This window comes from Clostridium pascui (genome assembly GCF_016908015.1).
Lineage (GTDB): Bacteria > Bacillota > Clostridia > Clostridiales > Clostridiaceae > Clostridium_AK > Clostridium_AK pascui.
The window spans coordinates 110,271-127,354 of record NZ_JAFBDB010000005.1 but is presented as its reverse complement, the minus strand read 5'-3'; the positions used below and the strand labels follow the sequence as shown (position 1 = coordinate 127,354).

At 30.9% G+C, this 17,084-nt stretch carries 13 protein-coding genes and 1 pseudogene; 10 read left to right on the top strand and 4 right to left on the bottom strand.

All coding sequences use genetic code 11. The features are described 5' to 3' along the window. Window positions 1-514 precede the first annotated feature (514 nt). A complete protein-coding gene (locus JOC70_RS13115) occupies window positions 515-1,639 on the bottom strand; it encodes a M20 metallopeptidase family protein (protein ID WP_204599352.1) in 1,125 nt (374 codons plus the stop codon). 259 nt (window positions 1,640-1,898) lie between these two features. On the opposite strand from JOC70_RS13115, the gene JOC70_RS13110 reads away from it, so the two are divergent. The 4 genes from JOC70_RS13110 (at window position 1,899) to JOC70_RS13095 (ending at window position 6,347) form a co-directional block, all read left to right on the top strand. Beyond that, window positions 1,899-3,572, top strand: coding sequence for a sensor histidine kinase (locus JOC70_RS13110; RefSeq protein ID WP_204599351.1), 1,674 nt, complete (start codon window positions 1,899-1,901; stop codon window positions 3,570-3,572). Window positions 3,573-3,576: 4 nt separating this feature from the next. Beyond that, window positions 3,577-4,296 (top strand): LytR/AlgR family response regulator transcription factor, encoded by a 720-nt coding sequence (locus JOC70_RS13105; RefSeq protein WP_204599350.1) that lies wholly within the window; start codon window positions 3,577-3,579, stop codon window positions 4,294-4,296. A gap of 136 nt (window positions 4,297-4,432) precedes the next feature. After that, window positions 4,433-5,884, top strand: coding sequence for a carbon starvation CstA family protein (locus JOC70_RS13100; protein WP_204599349.1), 1,452 nt, complete (start codon window positions 4,433-4,435; stop codon window positions 5,882-5,884). Between the two features lie 103 nt (window positions 5,885-5,987). Beyond that, window positions 5,988-6,347, top strand: a complete 360-nt coding sequence (locus tag JOC70_RS13095) for a DUF6773 family protein (protein WP_341534896.1) — start codon at window positions 5,988-5,990, stop codon at window positions 6,345-6,347. A 236-nt stretch (window positions 6,348-6,583) separates the two neighbouring features. On the opposite strand, the gene JOC70_RS13090 is transcribed toward JOC70_RS13095, so the two are convergent. Further along, complete coding sequence (locus JOC70_RS13090; RefSeq protein ID WP_204599347.1) at window positions 6,584-7,453, bottom strand: radical SAM protein; 870 nt, start codon at window positions 7,451-7,453, stop codon at window positions 6,584-6,586. Between the two features lie 218 nt (window positions 7,454-7,671). On the opposite strand from JOC70_RS13090, the gene JOC70_RS13085 reads away from it, so the two are divergent. The 3 genes and pseudogenes from JOC70_RS13085 (at window position 7,672) to JOC70_RS13080 (ending at window position 9,502) form a co-directional block, all read left to right on the top strand. Beyond that, window positions 7,672-8,325 (top strand): DUF6483 family protein, encoded by a 654-nt coding sequence (locus JOC70_RS13085; RefSeq protein ID WP_204599346.1) that lies wholly within the window; start codon window positions 7,672-7,674, stop codon window positions 8,323-8,325. A gap of 254 nt (window positions 8,326-8,579) precedes the next feature. Next, window positions 8,580-8,696: pseudogene (locus JOC70_RS19195) on the top strand (IS1595 family transposase); the annotation flags it as partial. Between the two features lie 230 nt (window positions 8,697-8,926). Further along, window positions 8,927-9,502 carry an HD domain-containing protein gene (locus tag JOC70_RS13080; RefSeq protein ID WP_204599345.1) on the top strand — a complete coding sequence of 192 codons (576 nt, stop codon included), beginning with the start codon at window positions 8,927-8,929 and terminating at the stop codon, window positions 9,500-9,502. A gap of 182 nt (window positions 9,503-9,684) precedes the next feature. On the opposite strand, the gene plsY is transcribed toward JOC70_RS13080, so the two are convergent. Next, window positions 9,685-10,278, bottom strand: a complete 594-nt coding sequence (plsY, locus tag JOC70_RS13075; RefSeq protein ID WP_204599553.1) for a glycerol-3-phosphate 1-O-acyltransferase PlsY — start codon at window positions 10,276-10,278, stop codon at window positions 9,685-9,687. A 461-nt stretch (window positions 10,279-10,739) separates the two neighbouring features. Continuing rightward, complete coding sequence (locus tag JOC70_RS13070; protein ID WP_204599344.1) at window positions 10,740-13,148, bottom strand: glycogen/starch/alpha-glucan phosphorylase; 2,409 nt, start codon at window positions 13,146-13,148, stop codon at window positions 10,740-10,742. A gap of 309 nt (window positions 13,149-13,457) precedes the next feature. Here JOC70_RS13070 and JOC70_RS13065 point away from each other — a divergent pair, with 309 nt between their 5' ends. From JOC70_RS13065 to hpdC, 3 genes are all read left to right on the top strand, one after another. Further along, on the top strand, window positions 13,458-13,961 hold the full coding sequence (locus JOC70_RS13065; RefSeq protein ID WP_204599343.1) for a D-glycero-alpha-D-manno-heptose-1,7-bisphosphate 7-phosphatase: 504 nt from the start codon (window positions 13,458-13,460) through the stop codon (window positions 13,959-13,961). Window positions 13,962-14,089: 128 nt separating this feature from the next. Next, entirely contained in the window at window positions 14,090-16,807 is a 2,718-nt protein-coding gene (gene hpdB / locus JOC70_RS13060; RefSeq protein WP_204599342.1) for a 4-hydroxyphenylacetate decarboxylase large subunit, read from the top strand. Between the two features lie 4 nt (window positions 16,808-16,811). Further along, on the top strand, window positions 16,812-17,075 hold the full coding sequence (gene hpdC, locus JOC70_RS13055) for a 4-hydroxyphenylacetate decarboxylase small subunit (protein WP_204599341.1): 264 nt from the start codon (window positions 16,812-16,814) through the stop codon (window positions 17,073-17,075). Window positions 17,076-17,084: the final 9 nt, after the last annotated feature.

Here is a 17,084-nt window from a genome sequence, read left to right as displayed (position 1 = left end):
AAGCTTTAATATCTCTCAATCTAAATCGCCTAAACTTTCTAAACTCGCTGCCGCTCAGACAGTAGAAAGTTCTTTACGGTGATTTAAATTGAGAGATAAAGAGCTTCTAATTGCTTGTTCAATGCTTTCTACAATGCAGAACCCATACTAAATTTAGCATTAAAAATGTCTTCATCCACACTGCTAAAGGAAGGAATTTCGTTTTGACGAAATTCCTTTAAATTGACACTTATCAAAGGGCTGATAAGCCCGAAGACCGATAGGTCGTAAAATATTAATCATTCTATTTTTTATGAGTAATCCTTCATTATATTATCATATCTTTAACTTGTAAATTAGATTTTCTCATTTAGTTTGTATAAGTTCTTGTAATTCCTCAGGCTATCGCCCTAAAAGATTTTTATGTGCTTATTCCTAAAATATTTTATAAATATTAGCCGTTTTTAGCGAAATGAACGTCTTCCTAGATGAAAATTCAATACGACCCAGAGCATTAAAAAACGTCGCAATATTTCTATATTTCGTCGTTAATTTCTAATATAAAGTTTACTATAGTATAAATAGCGTAAAAAATAGCATCATCATTTGCATCAAACACTGGAGAGTGAAGGGGATGTAATCCTTGAGTATCATCACTTATGCCTACTCTAAAATGTACTGAGGGTACTTTTTGAGCAAAGAAAGCAAAATCCTCTGCACCAAATGTTTTTTCAGCAGTTAGTACATTTTCTTCACCTAAAGTATTCACAGCAGATTTATAAAATTTGTTACATAAATCCTTATCATTAGTTAAAGGAGGATATGCAACATGAAAATTTAATTCATATTCACAATCGTATTTTTCAGCTGAAAGAGCACAGGTTTCATAGAGGTCCTTTTTTATTTTCTCAACAAGACCTGTGTCAAAAGTTCTTAAAGTTCCAAGTATTTCTGTTTCTTCAGGTATTACATTAGATGCAGTGTTATTTGTGTTAATTGATGAAAAAGTTAATACATGAGGATTCAAGGGGCTTACTTCTATTTTAGTTTTGTTATTCATACTTTGTATAAAATCTATAGCAGGATAAAGAGGATTTTTACACAAATGAGGCATAGCAGCATGACCACCAACACCCTTGAAACTTATAGAAAAGTCATCTACAGAAGCCATAGAAGGGCCATCAGGAGCTTCTATTTTTCCTACTTCTAAATTAGGCCAAACATGAAACCCTATCATACATTTAACTTCAGGATTTTTTAAAGCGCCTTCTTGAATCATAGGATATGCTCCTCCATCTAATTCTTCAGCAGGCTGAAATAAGAACTTAACACATTTACCAAATCCCATCTCTTTTAGTACCATTGCAGTTCCTAAAGCTATAGCTGTGTGATAGTCATGTCCACAACCGTGAAATACTCCATTTATAGGAAGCGCATCTATGTCAGCTCGAACACCTATGCAAGTCGCATCAGCATTTAATACTCCTACAACGCCTGTACCAGCACAAGAATCCGATTTTATATTTAAATCTTCAAGTGTTTCCATTATTATTTTTTGGGTTTTAAATTCCTTATGAGCAAGTTCTGCATTTTTATGCAATTTTTTTCTCAAAATCTTAATTTCAGGAAGTTTATTTGAAATAATATCTCTTACATTCATTTTAATACATCTCCTTTTAAAATGATAAGTCCTTTAATTACAGCACTTCTATGGTATGGTTCAGTAATGCTTAACTGTATTTTAAATTGATGTTAGTATAGCATTGTGTTTATAATTATGCAATAGCCTTACAAAATTTCTCTAAAATAAAATCTAAATTACTATGTTATAATTGTATATATTATAAGCTAAATGTTAGTGTATACAAAAAGATAATATGGCAAATATGTTTTTATCCTAAACATAGGAGGTGTAAGTAATGGTAGAATTAATAAAAAATCTTACAAATAATATGGGTTATGTGATTTTAGTAGGATTTATAGTATCAAGGTCTAATAGTTTCAAAAATATAATCCAAAAAGATAAATTTAAAAAGAAGGATTTAATTATTCTTTCTATAATATTTGGTGGTTTTGGCATACTAGGAACTTACATAGGAACAGATATAAATGGTGCCATAGCAAATACAAGAATTATTGGAGTTATAGCTGGAGGACTACTTTGTGGACCTTTTGTAGGAATTACATCTGGAGTTATTGCAGGTTTGCATAGATTAGTAATAAATATTGGAGCTATCACAGCTATTCCATGTGCCATTGCAACGATCATTTCAGGAATTGTAACTAGTATTTTTTATAAGTACTCAAACAATAGGAACAAGTGGATTTATGGGCTTATTGGAGGTGCTCTAATGCAAAGCTTAGAGATGATATTGATTCTTATTATGTCGAAGCCATTCTCTACAGCTTTAAATATAGTTAAAAATATATATATTCCCATGGTATTTACAAATGCTGTAGGCATATCAATATTAATTTTATTAATACAAAATATTTTTGAAGAGAAAGAGCAAATTGCAGCAAAGCAAGCCAAAATAGCTCTAGAAATAGCTAACAAAACATTGCCATACTTTAGAGAAATCCATAATAATTCTTTCGAAAATATTTGTGAAATTATAAGGGAGTCCATTGATGCAGATGCAGTAGCTATAACCGATAAAAGATACGTTCTAGCTCATGTTGGTATGGGTGAGGATCATCATATTAAGGGGAATGATATTTTAACTGGTGCCACAGAAAAAGTAATTGAAAAGGGTGAAATATTAATTTTAACGAATGCAGAGCAAATAGATTGTTCATGCGGTACGTGTCCATTAAAATCAGCCATTATAGCACCATTAAAGGATGGAGATGAAATAATAGGTACATTAAAAATATATTATGGTAAGGAAGATGCTATATCCTTTAGAAATATAAATTTGGCTATAGGACTTTCGCAAATTATATCTACACAGCTTGAAATAAGTAAGCTTGGGAAGCTTAAGGAAATGGCAACTAAGGCTGAAATAAAAGCACTGCAAACTCAAATAAATCCTCATTTTTTATTTAATGCTTTAAATACCATTATTTCATTTGTACGTATAAATCCGGATAAAGCAAGGGAACTTATTATTAATTTATCTACTTATTTAAGATATAATTTAGAGATAGGAGATAATTTAGTAGATATTTATAAAGAGTTAGAACAAGTAAAAGCTTACATAGAAGTGGAAAAGGCCAGATTTGGAGATAAGTTAAATGTAGTTTATGATATAGATGAAGATATAAATATAAAAATACCAAGTTTAATAATACAACCTATAGTTGAAAATTCAGTAAAGCATGGAATTCTAGAGGGAGACAAAAAAGGGACGGTTAAAATTCATGTAAAAAAAATAATGAATAATAAAGCTAAAGTTATTATTGAAGATGATGGAGTAGGAATTTCAGAGAAAGTCATAGAGAAGGTATATAATGATAATATGCAGGAAAATAAAATAGGAATATCCAACGTAAATAATAGATTAAAATATCTTTATGGGAAAGGACTTCAAATGGAAAGGCTAGATAAAGGAACTAGAACTACTTTTATAGTGGAAACATTGAAAGGATGATTTTATGAAGTGTATAGTTGTAGATGACGAATATCCAGCAAGAGAAGAGTTGAAGCACTTTATACGCGAATTTAGCAATATAGACATTGTGGGTGAATTTGAAGACTCTATAGAAGCGCTTGAATACATTCAAAAAAATAAGCCAGATATAATATTTTTAGATATAAACATGCCTAAATTAGACGGAGTTGCTTTGGCAAGGATAATTGATAACTTTCAAAAGAAAGGCTTCGTTGTCTTCATAACAGCATATAAAGAGCATGCTGTAGATGCATTTGATATAAAAGCATTTGATTATATTTTAAAGCCTTATTCAGAAGAGCGGATCATAAGGACATTAAGGCAATTAGAAGCTTTAGAAGATACAGAAGAAAAACAAAATATACGATGTATAGGCAGTAAAATTACATTAAAGAAGAATAGTAAGTTAAAAGTCATAGATATTTGTGATATTTGTTATTGTGAGGCAATGGAAAGAGAGACTATAATTTATACTACAAATGACAGATATATAGAAAACTGTAGTATATCGGAAATTTATAAAAGACTTCCTCAAGATATGTTTTTTAAGACCCACAGGTCCTATATAGTAAACTTAGAAAAAGTAGTAGAAATAATACCTTGGTTTAATAATACCTACATGATTAAACTAAAAGGAATAGAAGGAGAAATACCTGTAAGCAGAAATAATATAAATTCTTTCAAGCACTTAATGGGCATATAAATGCACTTTATGTGCTTTTTTTGTTATTTGATGCAATAAATAAAAATATTCTATTAAATTTAATTATAATTTAGTCATAGAATTAACTTTAGGTTAAGTGATAGCTTAAAATTTAATTTAAATGGGGGGGAGAAGCATGATATCATTTATACTTTCAATTGTTGCGTTAATAGTTGGTTATTTTATTTATGGTAAAGTTGTTGAAAAGCTTTTCGGGGCGGACGACAAAATAAAAACACCAGCAATAAGACTTGAAGATGGTGTTGACTTTGTTCCAATGCCGGAGTGGAAGATATTTTTAATTCAGTTCTTGAATATTGCAGGACTTGGACCTATATTTGGAGCAATTTCAGGAGCGATGTGGGGACCATCTGCATTTTTATGGATTGTATTTGGATCCATTTTTGCAGGAGGAGTACATGATTATTTTTCAGGAATGCTATCAGTAAGACATGATGGAGCAAGTATTCCAGAAGTTGTAGGAAAATATCTAGGTAAAGGTTTTAAAAACTTTATGAGAGTATTTTCTGTTATATTGCTTGTTCTTACGGGAGTTGTATTTGTAAGTGGACCAGCAGGAATATTAAATGGGTTAGTGCCTTCTGTAGGCCTAAAAACATTTCTATATATAATATTTGCATACTATATAATAGCTACTCTTGTGCCGATAGACAAGCTAATAGGAAAAGTTTATCCTTTATTTGGACTATGTTTATTGATAATGTGCATAGGAGTAGGTGGAGCTTTAATAATAGGTGGATATAATATACCAGAAATTGCAGGAAATCTTAACAATATGCACGTTAAACCAGAAAGTTATCCTTTATTCCCAATGTTGTTTATAACTATTGCATGTGGAGCAATCTCAGGATTCCATTCAACACAATCACCACTAATGGCTAGATGTATTACTAGCGAAAGACAAGGTAGAAGGATATTTTATGGTTCAATGATAGCAGAAGGAATAATTGCACTAGTATGGGCAGCAGCATCAATGACCTTCTTTGGAGGGGTTGATGGACTTACTAAATTCATGGCAGGAAATGGTAACAATGCAGGTGCAGTTGTAAATATAATATGTAATAGTTTACTAGGAAAAGTTGGTGGAATACTTGCAATACTTGGTGTTGTAGCATGTCCTATAACTTCAGGAGATACAGCTTTTAGAAGTGCTAGGCTTACAATAGCCGATTCTATAAACTTTAAGCAGGAATCTATCAAAAACAGATTAATGATTAGTATACCATTATTTATAGTAGGATTTATTTTAACACAAATTGACTTTGGAATAGTGTGGAGATACTTTGGATGGTCAAACCAGACATTAGCTACAATAGTTCTTTGGACATCAGCTATGTACCTAGTTTATAAAGGAAGAAGTCACTGGATGGCATCAGTACCAGCTACATTTATGACTGCAGTATGCATAACTTATATAATAGTTGCACCAGAAGGATTTAAATTATCAATGGGAATCGCATTGCCAGCAGGAATAATAGGAGCAATTTTAGCTTTAGCATGCTTCCTAATGGCAGCCAAAAAAGTTATAGTTAAATTAAATGTAAATAAAGCAGGTACAGAAGCGTAGAAGAAGGATGACATTTAGCAGTTATATACCTCTAATAAAAAATAAAGTAATATAAATAATCTATAGCAGACTAGAGAATAGTCTGCTATAATTTTTTTATTAAATGCTCGGATCAATTTTAGTAAGGCAATTTGTTTTTCGGTTAGAATTTCATGAGTATGTCGTGGAATTTATTGCTTTCTTTGGTGGATGTATATATATAATTGTGCGTAATATATGTGTCGGAAATAACTTGTTTGGAGAGAATAGAAAAAGCGTAACCATTGTAAATAGTTTTATTATCGGCGTTATAACTTTTTTGCATTATAAAGAATTTAATAATATTAACAATTTTATTACTGAGCTGATTGTAGCATTCTTTTCTTCCACTCTTGCAGCATACTTGTTTTACTATATTTTAAATAAAGTTACGCAAAAACGTATTAAAGTCATCGAGAAAAAATTTGATGAAGACGATGTTTAATGCTTTGTTTTCTAACTTCGACATATGAGCATTACACTTGATTAAATAAGCAAAGAAGCTGTAATATCTCCCAATTTAAATCGCCTAAACTTTCTAAACTCCCTGACGCTCAGACATTAGAAAGTTCTTTCCGGCGATTTAAATTGGAAGATAAAGAGCTTTTAATTGCTTATTCAATGTATTCCTAGATGAAAATTTTATGAAACCCAGAGCATTAAAAACGTCGCAATATCCTTTTATAGTGCTCTAAAGGCTTCGCTTTTATAACCTTGATTTCCTTGAAGAACGGAGTTTATTTTATTTAGAAGATTTTCTCTATCCTCTGGTAAAGTGCCTTTAAGAGATACATAGTTTGAGGCATGATTACTTCTAAATACGCAGTTTGTAACCTTTAAATTTTCTATTAACAGCTTTGTTTCCATCATTATTTCACTTGGTTGTAACAGCTTAAATTTTCCTTCTTGAACTTCTTTATATAAAGGGGTTTCTGACTCAAACATAAGAGTTAGAAGTCCTAGATAATCAGGATTAATTTCGCTTATGACTTTTGCAGACTCTTTAGCATGTTCTTCTAAGTTATCTTTTCCACCTAACCCTGAAATAAGGGTTACAGATAAAGTTAATCCGCTCTCTTTAATCTTTTTACCTGCCTGTATTATTTCCTCAGAAGTAACTCCTTTTTTGATATTTTGAAGTATTAAATTACTGCCACTTTCTACTCCTAGATATACAATTCCTAAACCTTCACTTTTAAGTTCCTTTAATTCATCTATGCTTTTTCTTAAGATATCCCCTGGTGTTCCGTAAATACCAACGCGTGTGCATTCGGGGAATAAATCCCTTATCTTACTAAGAATAGATTTCAAATTTTCTGTTTTAAGCACCAAGGCATCACCATCAGCTAGAAAAATTTTATCTACTCTTTTATAGTATGAACGACCCATTTCTAGATCTATAAATATATCTTCTAGAGATCTAATTTTAAATTTTTTATCTTTGTACATACTGCAAAATGTACATTTATTATGGGCACACCCTACGGTTGCCTGCACGATTAAACTATATGCTTCACTTGGAGGTCTATATACTACTCCTTCATATCTCATGTTTATTCACTACCCTTCATTAATTTTTATTTTATTTAAATTATTAAAATACTTATATATATTTCACATTTCAATTCATGATGTATGTAAATTATAACATATAGTTAATAAAACTAATAATGAAGAAATTTAAGCAAGTATTATGGAAGTTTAATTCATGGTATAATTTAGCTGTTAGTATCATTAATATTATTTAACTAAAATGGAGGAATAGTTTTATGCTTAAGAGTAACTTTTCTAAAAGACTTACAGACCAATTTGAAGAAAGCTTTGAGGAAGTCCTTAATTTAACCAAAAACAAAAACTATGATAAAGCTTTACAGCTTATTGATGGAACATTTAGTAATTTATTTAGGCTTAATTCCTTATTTTTTAATTCTATGAGTAATGATAATTTAGTTGATATATTAAAAGTTGGTGGTGAAATTGAAAAAGATAAGGCTATCGTAATATCAAAGTTATTGGAGCAAAGAGCCTGCATATTAAACATTCAAGGAAAAGAAAATGAAAGTTTTTACATATACATAAAAGCTTTAAATCTATTTATTGAAGCTTTCTTATGTGATAAAGATACTGATCTTGATAAGTATTTTAAAGATATACCCAATATGATAGAAAAGACTTCAGGTTATGTACTTCCTGAAGAAACTTCAAGAAGAATTGTAAATTACTATAAAGAAGTAGGGGATTTTGCATCAGCAGAGGACTATTTATATGAACTTTTAGATGTTACAGAAAAGAATACAGAATCTATAGCCTTTGCATTAGAATTTTATGATTCTTTGCTTAAATTAGATGATGAAACTTTAGAAAAAGGCAACTTATCAAGAGAAGAAATCCTCGAAGTAAAAAATTTTTTCAGTCAAAAATAGTATCATATTTTTAACGTTGACCATCCTGTATGGGATTTGCATCTAGGAAAGCGTTCACTGCACAAAGAAGCTCTACTATCTCTGAATTTAAATCACCTAAACTTTCTAAACTCGCTGCCGCTCAGACAGTAGAAATTTCTTTACGATACTTTAAATTCAGAGAACTGAATTTTTATAATCATTTTAAGACTTGGTACATAAATATCTTTTAGGGCGGCAGCCCGAAAGGTTACATAAACATATAGCAATAAATAAAAGGTATATATCATATACAACACATTAACGCTTTACATAGCAAACTAAGGAAGTGAATGGATAGGGTTAATGGTGTTACAGCTAAATATCTTGCTAACTATATGTACTGGTTTAAATAGTTAGAAATATTTATCACAGAGAAAGATACGATTAACAGCAAAAACTATACATAAATGGACAATCGTAGGATATTACGAAGTAATCACAAAGTATATTTGGATATTGAAAATTTAATAATGCAGTTGTATAATTTGATTCATAATTTGCATTATAGTAAGCGTAATGTTCTTGTTTATGTTATGCTAAAACAAGACAATTTGATAATGTAACCGGAGGTGTGGGGAAAATGAATATAAAAAAATTCATAGAAATTATGTCTATTGCAGAAAAATTAAAGAATAATACAAGACACTCATGGACTTCTTCTAATCGACATGAAAGTGTAGCAGAGCATAGTTGGCGATTATCTTTAATGGCATACTTGGTCAAGGATGAATTTCCTGATGTTGATATTAACAAAGTAATATTAATGTGTATTTGTCATGATTTAGGTGAAGCAATCACAGGTGATATACCTTCATTTAACAAAACTAAAAGCGATGAGATTGTAGAAAATAGAGAAGTTCACCAGTTACTTAACAATCTGCCAGACCCATATAAAAAAGAACTTTCTGTGCTATTTCTAGAAATGCATTCACAAAAAACTATCGAATCCAAGATTTACAAGGCACTTGACAAGATGGAGACACTAATTCAACACAATGAGGCTGATATATCAACATGGATTCCTCTTGAGTATGAATTAAATCTGACATATGGAGAAAAAGAAGTGGAGTTTTCAAAATATATGAAGGAATTAAAACAAACTATAAATGAGGATACTATAAATAAAATACAGTGTTCAAAAGAATCAGTATCATAAATTCCCAGGATTCTTAAAATATGAATTAAGGGTATGATTCTTTCCATAAGACTATGTTTTAATATAGTGTTGAAATATAGCCTAATAAATTATAAGTGGGATTGTCCACCTATAATTATCAATCTAAGAAAGTTCCGACATAAACTATATAAACCTTATAATGTAGTTTATGAATTTAAGTATTATTTTTCTTCGTTATGTATAATCCTTATTAAGTTATCTTTATGCCTAACTACCATTAAAATACAGGCTATTGTAGTAGAAACTACTATTGAAATGGGTAACTTCATAACAATACACATAATAGGTATTGTTAAGCCTATTGCAATAGACCTAATAGAAACTATACTTGTAAATAAACGCAATATAAAGTGAACTGCAACTCCAATTAACGTTGGAATTGGTGCAACCAAAATAAATGCACCAAGAGTTGTATTTACTCCTTTACCACCCTTAAATTTAAGAAATGGAGTATAATCATGTCCCAAAACTGCTGATATCGCAATAATAGAAATATAAGTATTAGTTGATACTGGTAACTTTATAATATTCGCCAAATACATCCCTAAAATTACAGGAATTATTCCCTTTAAAATATCTATTATCTGAGTAATAATAGATATTTTAGTTCCTGCAATTCTTTTAACATTTGTTGAACCTATATTGCCACTCCCTTTAGTTCTTATATCAATTTCACACAACTTTTTAGTAAGCAAGTATCCTGTTGGGATTGAACCGCACAAAAAAGACGCTATAATTGTTATTATAATAATCATTTTTTTAGTAAGCAAGTATCCTGTTGGGATTGAACCGCACAAAAAAGACGCTATAATTGTTATTATAATAATCATTTCCTTCACCTTAAACTCATTCTATTTTAATTTGTCTTATCTAATTATTGTAAATAGATTCTATTTTTATTTTGTGCCTATTATAACATGATTTACAAGATTTGCAGATATATCTTTGTTTATCATTCAGAAAGTATGCCTGAGTAATATTTTTAATATTGAATAATAGTATGGAATTTACATTGTAGAAAGCATTGAGTAAGCACTAAAAGGTCTTTATTTCTGAACTTAAAATATCGTTAAGAACCTTCTACTGTTTGAGCGAAGCGAGTTTACAAGGTTTAGATATTTTAAGGGCAGAAATATTAGACCTTTTTTGCGAAGCGAACGCTTTCCTAAATGTAAATTCTATACCATAAATTCAATATTAAAAATGTGGTGCTTTTTTATACGCTCCAAATGTCTTCCCAATATCTTTTTATGGTATTGTCGGAAGAAAATCTTCCTGAATGAGCAATATTTATAACACACATCTTGTTCCAAAGATCTTTATCCCTATAAAGAGTATCTATTTTATTTTGCGCATCTACATAGGCTGCAAAGTCTCTTAAAACAAAATATTCATCATTTCCACTTAAAAGAGAATCATATATATCCTTAAATTCATTTTTATTAGGATTTAACGAGCCGTCTACAAGTGAATCTAATATTCTTTTTATCCTCATATCAGAATTATAAAGCTCGTAGGAGTTATAATTCTGATTTTTTTGGTAGTTTAAAACTTCTTCTTTGTTTAGTCCAAATATAACTATATTTTCTTCGCCTACAGCATCCTTTATTTCAATATTAGCACCATCTAAGGTAGCTAAGGTAATGGCTCCATTCATCATAAATTTCATGTTTCCAGTACCAGATGCTTCCTTGGTAGCAGTAGAAATCTGTTCACTGACATTAGCACAAGGAATTATTTTTTCTGCTAAGGATACTGAATAGTTAGGTAGAAAATACACCTTTATTCTCCCTTTAACACAAGGGGCATTGTTTATCATATCTCCCACGGTATTAATAAGTTTTATAGTTTGTTTTGCAAGATGATAAGAGGGAGCAGCTTTAGCGCCAAAGAAAAACGTTCTAGGTATAATATCAATTTCGGGATTATCCTTAAGTCTAAAATATAAATCCATTATATTAAATAAATTTAAAATTTGCCTTTTATAAGCATGCAATCTTTTAACTTGAACATCAAATATTGAATTAGGATCTATGTCCATATTAAATTTATCTTTAGCAAACTTACAAAATTCAATTTTATTATTAATTTTTATTTTGTGAAATTCCTCTCTAAACCCACTATCATATGCAAAAGGTTTTAGCTTTATTAGGTCCAGTGGTTCGTATATATAATCTTCTCCAATATTTTTAGTTATGAGGTTACTTAGGTTTGGATTAGCTTTTAAAAGCCATCGTCTGTGAGTTATACCATTGGTTTTATTATTAAATTTACCAGGATAAAATTCATTGAAATTAGATAGCTCTTGCTTTTTTAAAAGATCTGTATGAAGCTTTGCAACACCGTTTACAGAATGCCCTCCAACAATAGCAAGGAATGCCATCTTTATATATCCATCTTGTATTATTGACATTTCCTTTAGTTTATTTTGATTATTGAATTTATCTATAACCTCAATACAGAATCGCCTGTTTATTTCTTCTATTATCATGTAAATCCTTGGAAGAAGCCCCTTGAATATATCTATAGGCCATTTTTCCATTGCTTCAGCAAGAATTGTATGGTTGGTGTAAGCTATAGTATTTGTAGTTACATTCCATGCCTCATCCCAATGAAGCCCTTCAACATCTATTAATATTCTCATAAGTTCAGGTACTGCAACAGCTGGATGAGTATCATTTATTTGTATAGCAATATATTTAGGAAGATCAGTTATCGGTTTGTTAAGCTTTTTATATCTTCGAATTATACTTTGAATTCCAGCACTTACGAAGAAATATTGCTGTTTTAACCTAAGGAGTCTTCCCTTTTCTGTGGAGTCGTCTGGATAAAGTACTTTGGTTATAGACTCAATAGATGACTTATATTCTACTGCTTTAGAATACTCTCCTTGGCTAAATAAATTTAAGTCAAAATCCTTATCAATAGGCTCGGCGCTCCAAAGTCTTAGAGTATTTACTGTTTTATTATTATATCCTATAACAGGAGTATCGTAGGGAACAGCAAGTATTGTTTCTGTATTTTCTTGTATAAATTTTGTTTTGCCATTTTCATATATATGTTTTACAGTCCCGTAAAAATCAACAGTAACAGATTTATTTGCATTTCTAGTTTCCCAAACATTACCTTCTTTTAACCATTTATCAGGTACCTCTACTTGATATCCATTGATTATCTTTTGTTCAAAAAGTCCATAATTATATCTTATACCATTGCCATGACCGGGAATATTAAGAGATGCCATGGAATCCAAAAAGCAGGCAGCGAGTCTTCCAAGGCCGCCATTACCAAGACCAGCATCACTTTCAACTTCCTCAAGTTCGTTTATGTTTATATTAAGTTCTTTTAACGCTTCTTTACATATGCTGTAGATTCCTAAATTCATCATATTGTTACCAAGAAGCCGACCAATTAAGAATTCCATAGAAAAATAATATACCTGTTTATCTTTATTATTAGTATATTTTTTATTAGTTTCTAACCAATTTTCGGCAACATAGGATCTTATTAAGAAACCTAAGGCAACATATTTTTGAAATGAAGAAGCTTCATCAATATCTATGGAATATAAATTGATGAGATTTTGTCGAAAGTCAGCTTTAATTTTTTCTTTATCTATATTCAAGGAAATCCCTCCTCTTTATTTACTGTATTTTCATATGATATATTTTTATTAACTATTAGTCAATAAAAAATGTGATAAAGTTTAACATATTTGAGAATTTTATGGATTAAGGATATAATTATAATAAACTATTATATACTTATATAAACTATAATTTATATTATTCAAAATAGTTTATTATGCACACAATTATAAATGTAGTACTAATATTTATAATGAAAATTTTTCGTGAACTTGTTTATTATGTGATAAAAATTATTTTTTATTTATTTTATGTAATAAGAGTTTTTATATAGGAGGTTAGCATATTTGAATAAAGCAATATTTTTAGATAGAGATGGGGTAATAAATGATTTTAAAGAATATGTACTTACTCCTGAAGACTTGATAATATTTGAAGAGGCAAAGGAAGGGATTAAGATTGCAGCTGAGGCTGGATATAGTATATTTGTAGTAACAAATCAAGGAGGAATAGAAGTAGGAACATTAACAGAAGAGGAACTTGAAAAGATACATACAAAGCTTATAAAAGAAGTAGAACCTTATGGCGAAATAAAGGAAATAGTATATTGTCCGTTTTATGATAGAAATGCTTCTTGTAGAAAACCTAACCCTACCATGTTACTTGGGCTTATAGAAAAATATAATATAAATGCTAAAGAAAGCTGGATGATAGGGGATAGGGATACCGATGTGGAGGCAGGAATAAAGGCAGGATGTAAAACAGGTAAGATTGGGGAGTTTTGTGATAAAGCTAACGTAAATGGGAGCAACTTGCTCAAAGTAATAAAAAAGATATTAAAATATAAATAAAAATAGATAATTTGAAACTGCAGTGGTTATTACTGCAGTTTTTGAACTTTTTGTAAAGTAATAAAAAAATAGGTATAAACATATTTATAGGTTGTAAAACAATTTTAGAGACATTAGGAGGAGATAAAATGTCAGTAAAGACAAAACTAGCAGACATATTAGCAGCTAAGGGATTACCTATTAATTTTCAAGCGGGAGGAACTGCTCCAGAGGAGCTAGTAGATAGAGAAGTAAAGAAAGAACCTACGGAAAGAGCAAAAAAACTAAGAGATATATATTATAATACATTATCCTCCACCAATACAGAATTTCCATACTGGTACACAAGAAGATGGAATGAATTAGAAGGAGAAGTTAATGTAATTAGAAGAGCTGAGGCATTAAAATGTGCATTTTCACATTTAACTCCAACCATTTTTCCAGGAGAAAAGCTTGTAATGCAGAAAACTAACTACTACAGAGGGTCATTTCCAATGCCTTGGCTTTCAGAAGGATTCTTTGTAGCAAAGGAAGATGAACTTTATAAAGAGGCTTTAAAAAGAGGAAGTGCCAGCGCTGGTGAGTTAAGCAAATTTGGTACTGGCGGAGGAAATGTTACTAATAGCTTTGGAAATATAGTGTCTATAGCTGGAAAGTTTGGGATTAGAAAAGAAGAAGTTCCTGCATTGGTAACACTAGCAAAGTCATGGGTAGGAAAATCTGTAGAAGATTTAGGACATAAGTATGAGCAAATGGTTCCAAGTTATCAAATCAAAGAAAATATAATGAAAAGTTTAATATGTATGTTTGACTCAGGATTTACACTTCCACAAGGAAGAGAAGTTATAAATTATTATTATCCTCTCCAATATGGATTTGATGGGTTAATAAAAATGGCTGAAGAATGTAAGAGAGAAGTAGCTGGAAATGCTGATGGAGATGGAGTAATAGGTATGGACAGGCTATACTTCTATGAAGCTGTAAAGCTAGTAGTAGAAGGAATACAAAACTGGATTTTAAATTATGTAAAGGAGGCCAGGAGACTTATAGGTATAACAGAGGACAAAGTTCAAAGAGAAGAATACGAAGAAATAGCAAATTGTCTAGAATGGATAGCTCACAATCAGCCAAGAACCTTTAAAGAAGCACTTCAGCTTACTTATACTGTTCACATTGCTTGTTTAAATGAAGATGCCATTTCAGGGCTTTCACCAGGAAGAGTAGGGCAGGTACTTTATCCTTGGTTTGAACAGGATTTGGAAGCAGGAAAACTTACTAAAAAGGAAGCTTTAGAGTTATTGGAGCTTCATAGAGTTAAATTTACATGTATAGATTGCTTTGCATCCACTGGAGTTGTAGGCGGAGTGCTTTCAGGAAATACATTTAATAACTTAAGCTTAGGTGGTCTCACTAAGGATGGTAAATCTGCAGCTAATGAACTTGAAATGTTAATAGTTGAAGCTGGAATTACCTGTGGATCTCCCCAACCAACATTATCAGTTTTATATGATGAAAAGCTTCCAGAAGAATTTTTACTGAAATGCATTGAATGTGATAAAACTGGAGCGGGATATCCAGCGTGGATGAATAATCAAGGTGGTATGCAATTTATATTAAATCAATATGCAGAAGAAGGTATGACAGTAGAGGAAGCTAGATCTTTTGCCATAGGAGGATGTTTAGAAACATCACCTTGCGCATGGAAAGAGCTTACTTTGAATGGAAAGAAATACTTTATTCCAGGGGGAGCAGGACAGCCAACCAGCGTAGGAGTACATTTTATAGCAAATCCTAAAATATTAGAACTAGTAGTAACAAATGGTAGGGACTACAGAACAAATATTCAAGTATATCCTCCTCACAATAAAAAACTTGAAACCTATGAAGAATTTTGGAACACCTACAAAGAATATTATGATATAACTTGCGATTGCCTTGCTAGAACAAATAATATTCAGCATGACATATGGAGAAAAAATAATATGTCAGTATTTAGCTCAATGCTTAAACCAGATTGCCTGGATAAAGGACAGCACATCGGCAATATGGGATATAGATATAATGCGACTTATAATGTTGAGAGCTGTGGAACCATAAATATGGTTAACTCATTAGCAGCAATTAAGAAACTTGTATATGATGATAAGAAATATACTTTGGAAGAAATACAAGAAGCGATTCTTAACAATTTTGGATTTAAGACTGCATCAGAAGTAGGAAGTTACTCACTAGCAGATCAAGAAAAAAGAGAAGATGGAATTAAGTATGACAAAATATATGGAGATTGTTTGCTTGCTCCTAAATACGGAAATGATGATGCGTATGCAGATAGTATTCTAAAGGATTATGAAGATTGGTTCTGTGAAATGACTCATAATTATGAATCACTATTTGGTAAGAAGATGTATGCATGTCAAATTTCTGTATCAACTCATGGTGCTCAGGGAGCAGCAACACTTGCAACCCCAGATGGTAGACTGGCAGGAACAACTTATTCAGATGGATCTATGTCTGCATATCCTGGAACAGATAAAAATGGTGCTTATGCATTGTTTAACTCTGCAACTATTTGGGATCATACTAAATCACAAAATTCTCAAATGAACTTAAAGATTCACCCAAGTGCTATAAAAGGTGAGGAAGGGGCTAAAAAGCTTCTTGATCTTACAAGAGCTTATATGAGAAAGGGTGGATATCATATTCAATATAATATAGTAGATTCTAAGGTTTTAAAAGATGCTCAACAAAAACCTGAAAATTATAGAGATTTAATGGTAAGAGTGGCTGGATTTACTCAATATTGGTGTGAAATAGGAAAACCAATTCAAGATGAAGTAGTTGCAAGAACAGAATATGAAGGGGTGTAGTATTATGACAAATAACAATAAACACAATGATTGTTTAAATTTTGCATCTATAGACGTAGCTAAAGGAATATGTAGAAAAACAAATTCTATTATATTTATAGATTCTGAAGTATGTGGAAATTTTAACGAAGTACCAAAATGTAAAAATTGCAGCAAGTTTAAAAATCCCAATGCAGATAATATGGGAATATGTACTGGGCTTGATAAAGAGTATTGGACTTATGGAGAGCTTATGGGATTAACTTGTGAAGGATATGAAAAAAAATAATTAGGGGGA

Coding starts and splice junctions, on each gene's coding strand:
- JOC70_RS13115 (WP_204599352.1), bottom strand. CDS start 1,639: ATGAATGTAAGAGATATTATTTCAAATAAACTTCCTGAAATTAAGATT.
- JOC70_RS13110 (WP_204599351.1), top strand. CDS start 1,899: ATGGTAGAATTAATAAAAAATCTTACAAATAATATGGGTTATGTGATT.
- JOC70_RS13105 (WP_204599350.1), top strand. CDS start 3,577: ATGAAGTGTATAGTTGTAGATGACGAATATCCAGCAAGAGAAGAGTTG.
- JOC70_RS13100 (WP_204599349.1), top strand. CDS start 4,433: ATGATATCATTTATACTTTCAATTGTTGCGTTAATAGTTGGTTATTTT.
- JOC70_RS13095 (WP_341534896.1), top strand. CDS start 5,988: ATGCTCGGATCAATTTTAGTAAGGCAATTTGTTTTTCGGTTAGAATTT.
- JOC70_RS13090 (WP_204599347.1), bottom strand. CDS start 7,453: ATGAGATATGAAGGAGTAGTATATAGACCTCCAAGTGAAGCATATAGT.
- JOC70_RS13085 (WP_204599346.1), top strand. CDS start 7,672: ATGCTTAAGAGTAACTTTTCTAAAAGACTTACAGACCAATTTGAAGAA.
- JOC70_RS13080 (WP_204599345.1), top strand. CDS start 8,927: ATGAATATAAAAAAATTCATAGAAATTATGTCTATTGCAGAAAAATTA.
- plsY (WP_204599553.1), bottom strand. CDS start 10,278: ATGATTATTATAATAACAATTATAGCGTCTTTTTTGTGCGGTTCAATC.
- hpdB (WP_204599342.1), top strand. CDS start 14,090: ATGTCAGTAAAGACAAAACTAGCAGACATATTAGCAGCTAAGGGATTA.
- hpdC (WP_204599341.1), top strand. CDS start 16,812: ATGACAAATAACAATAAACACAATGATTGTTTAAATTTTGCATCTATA.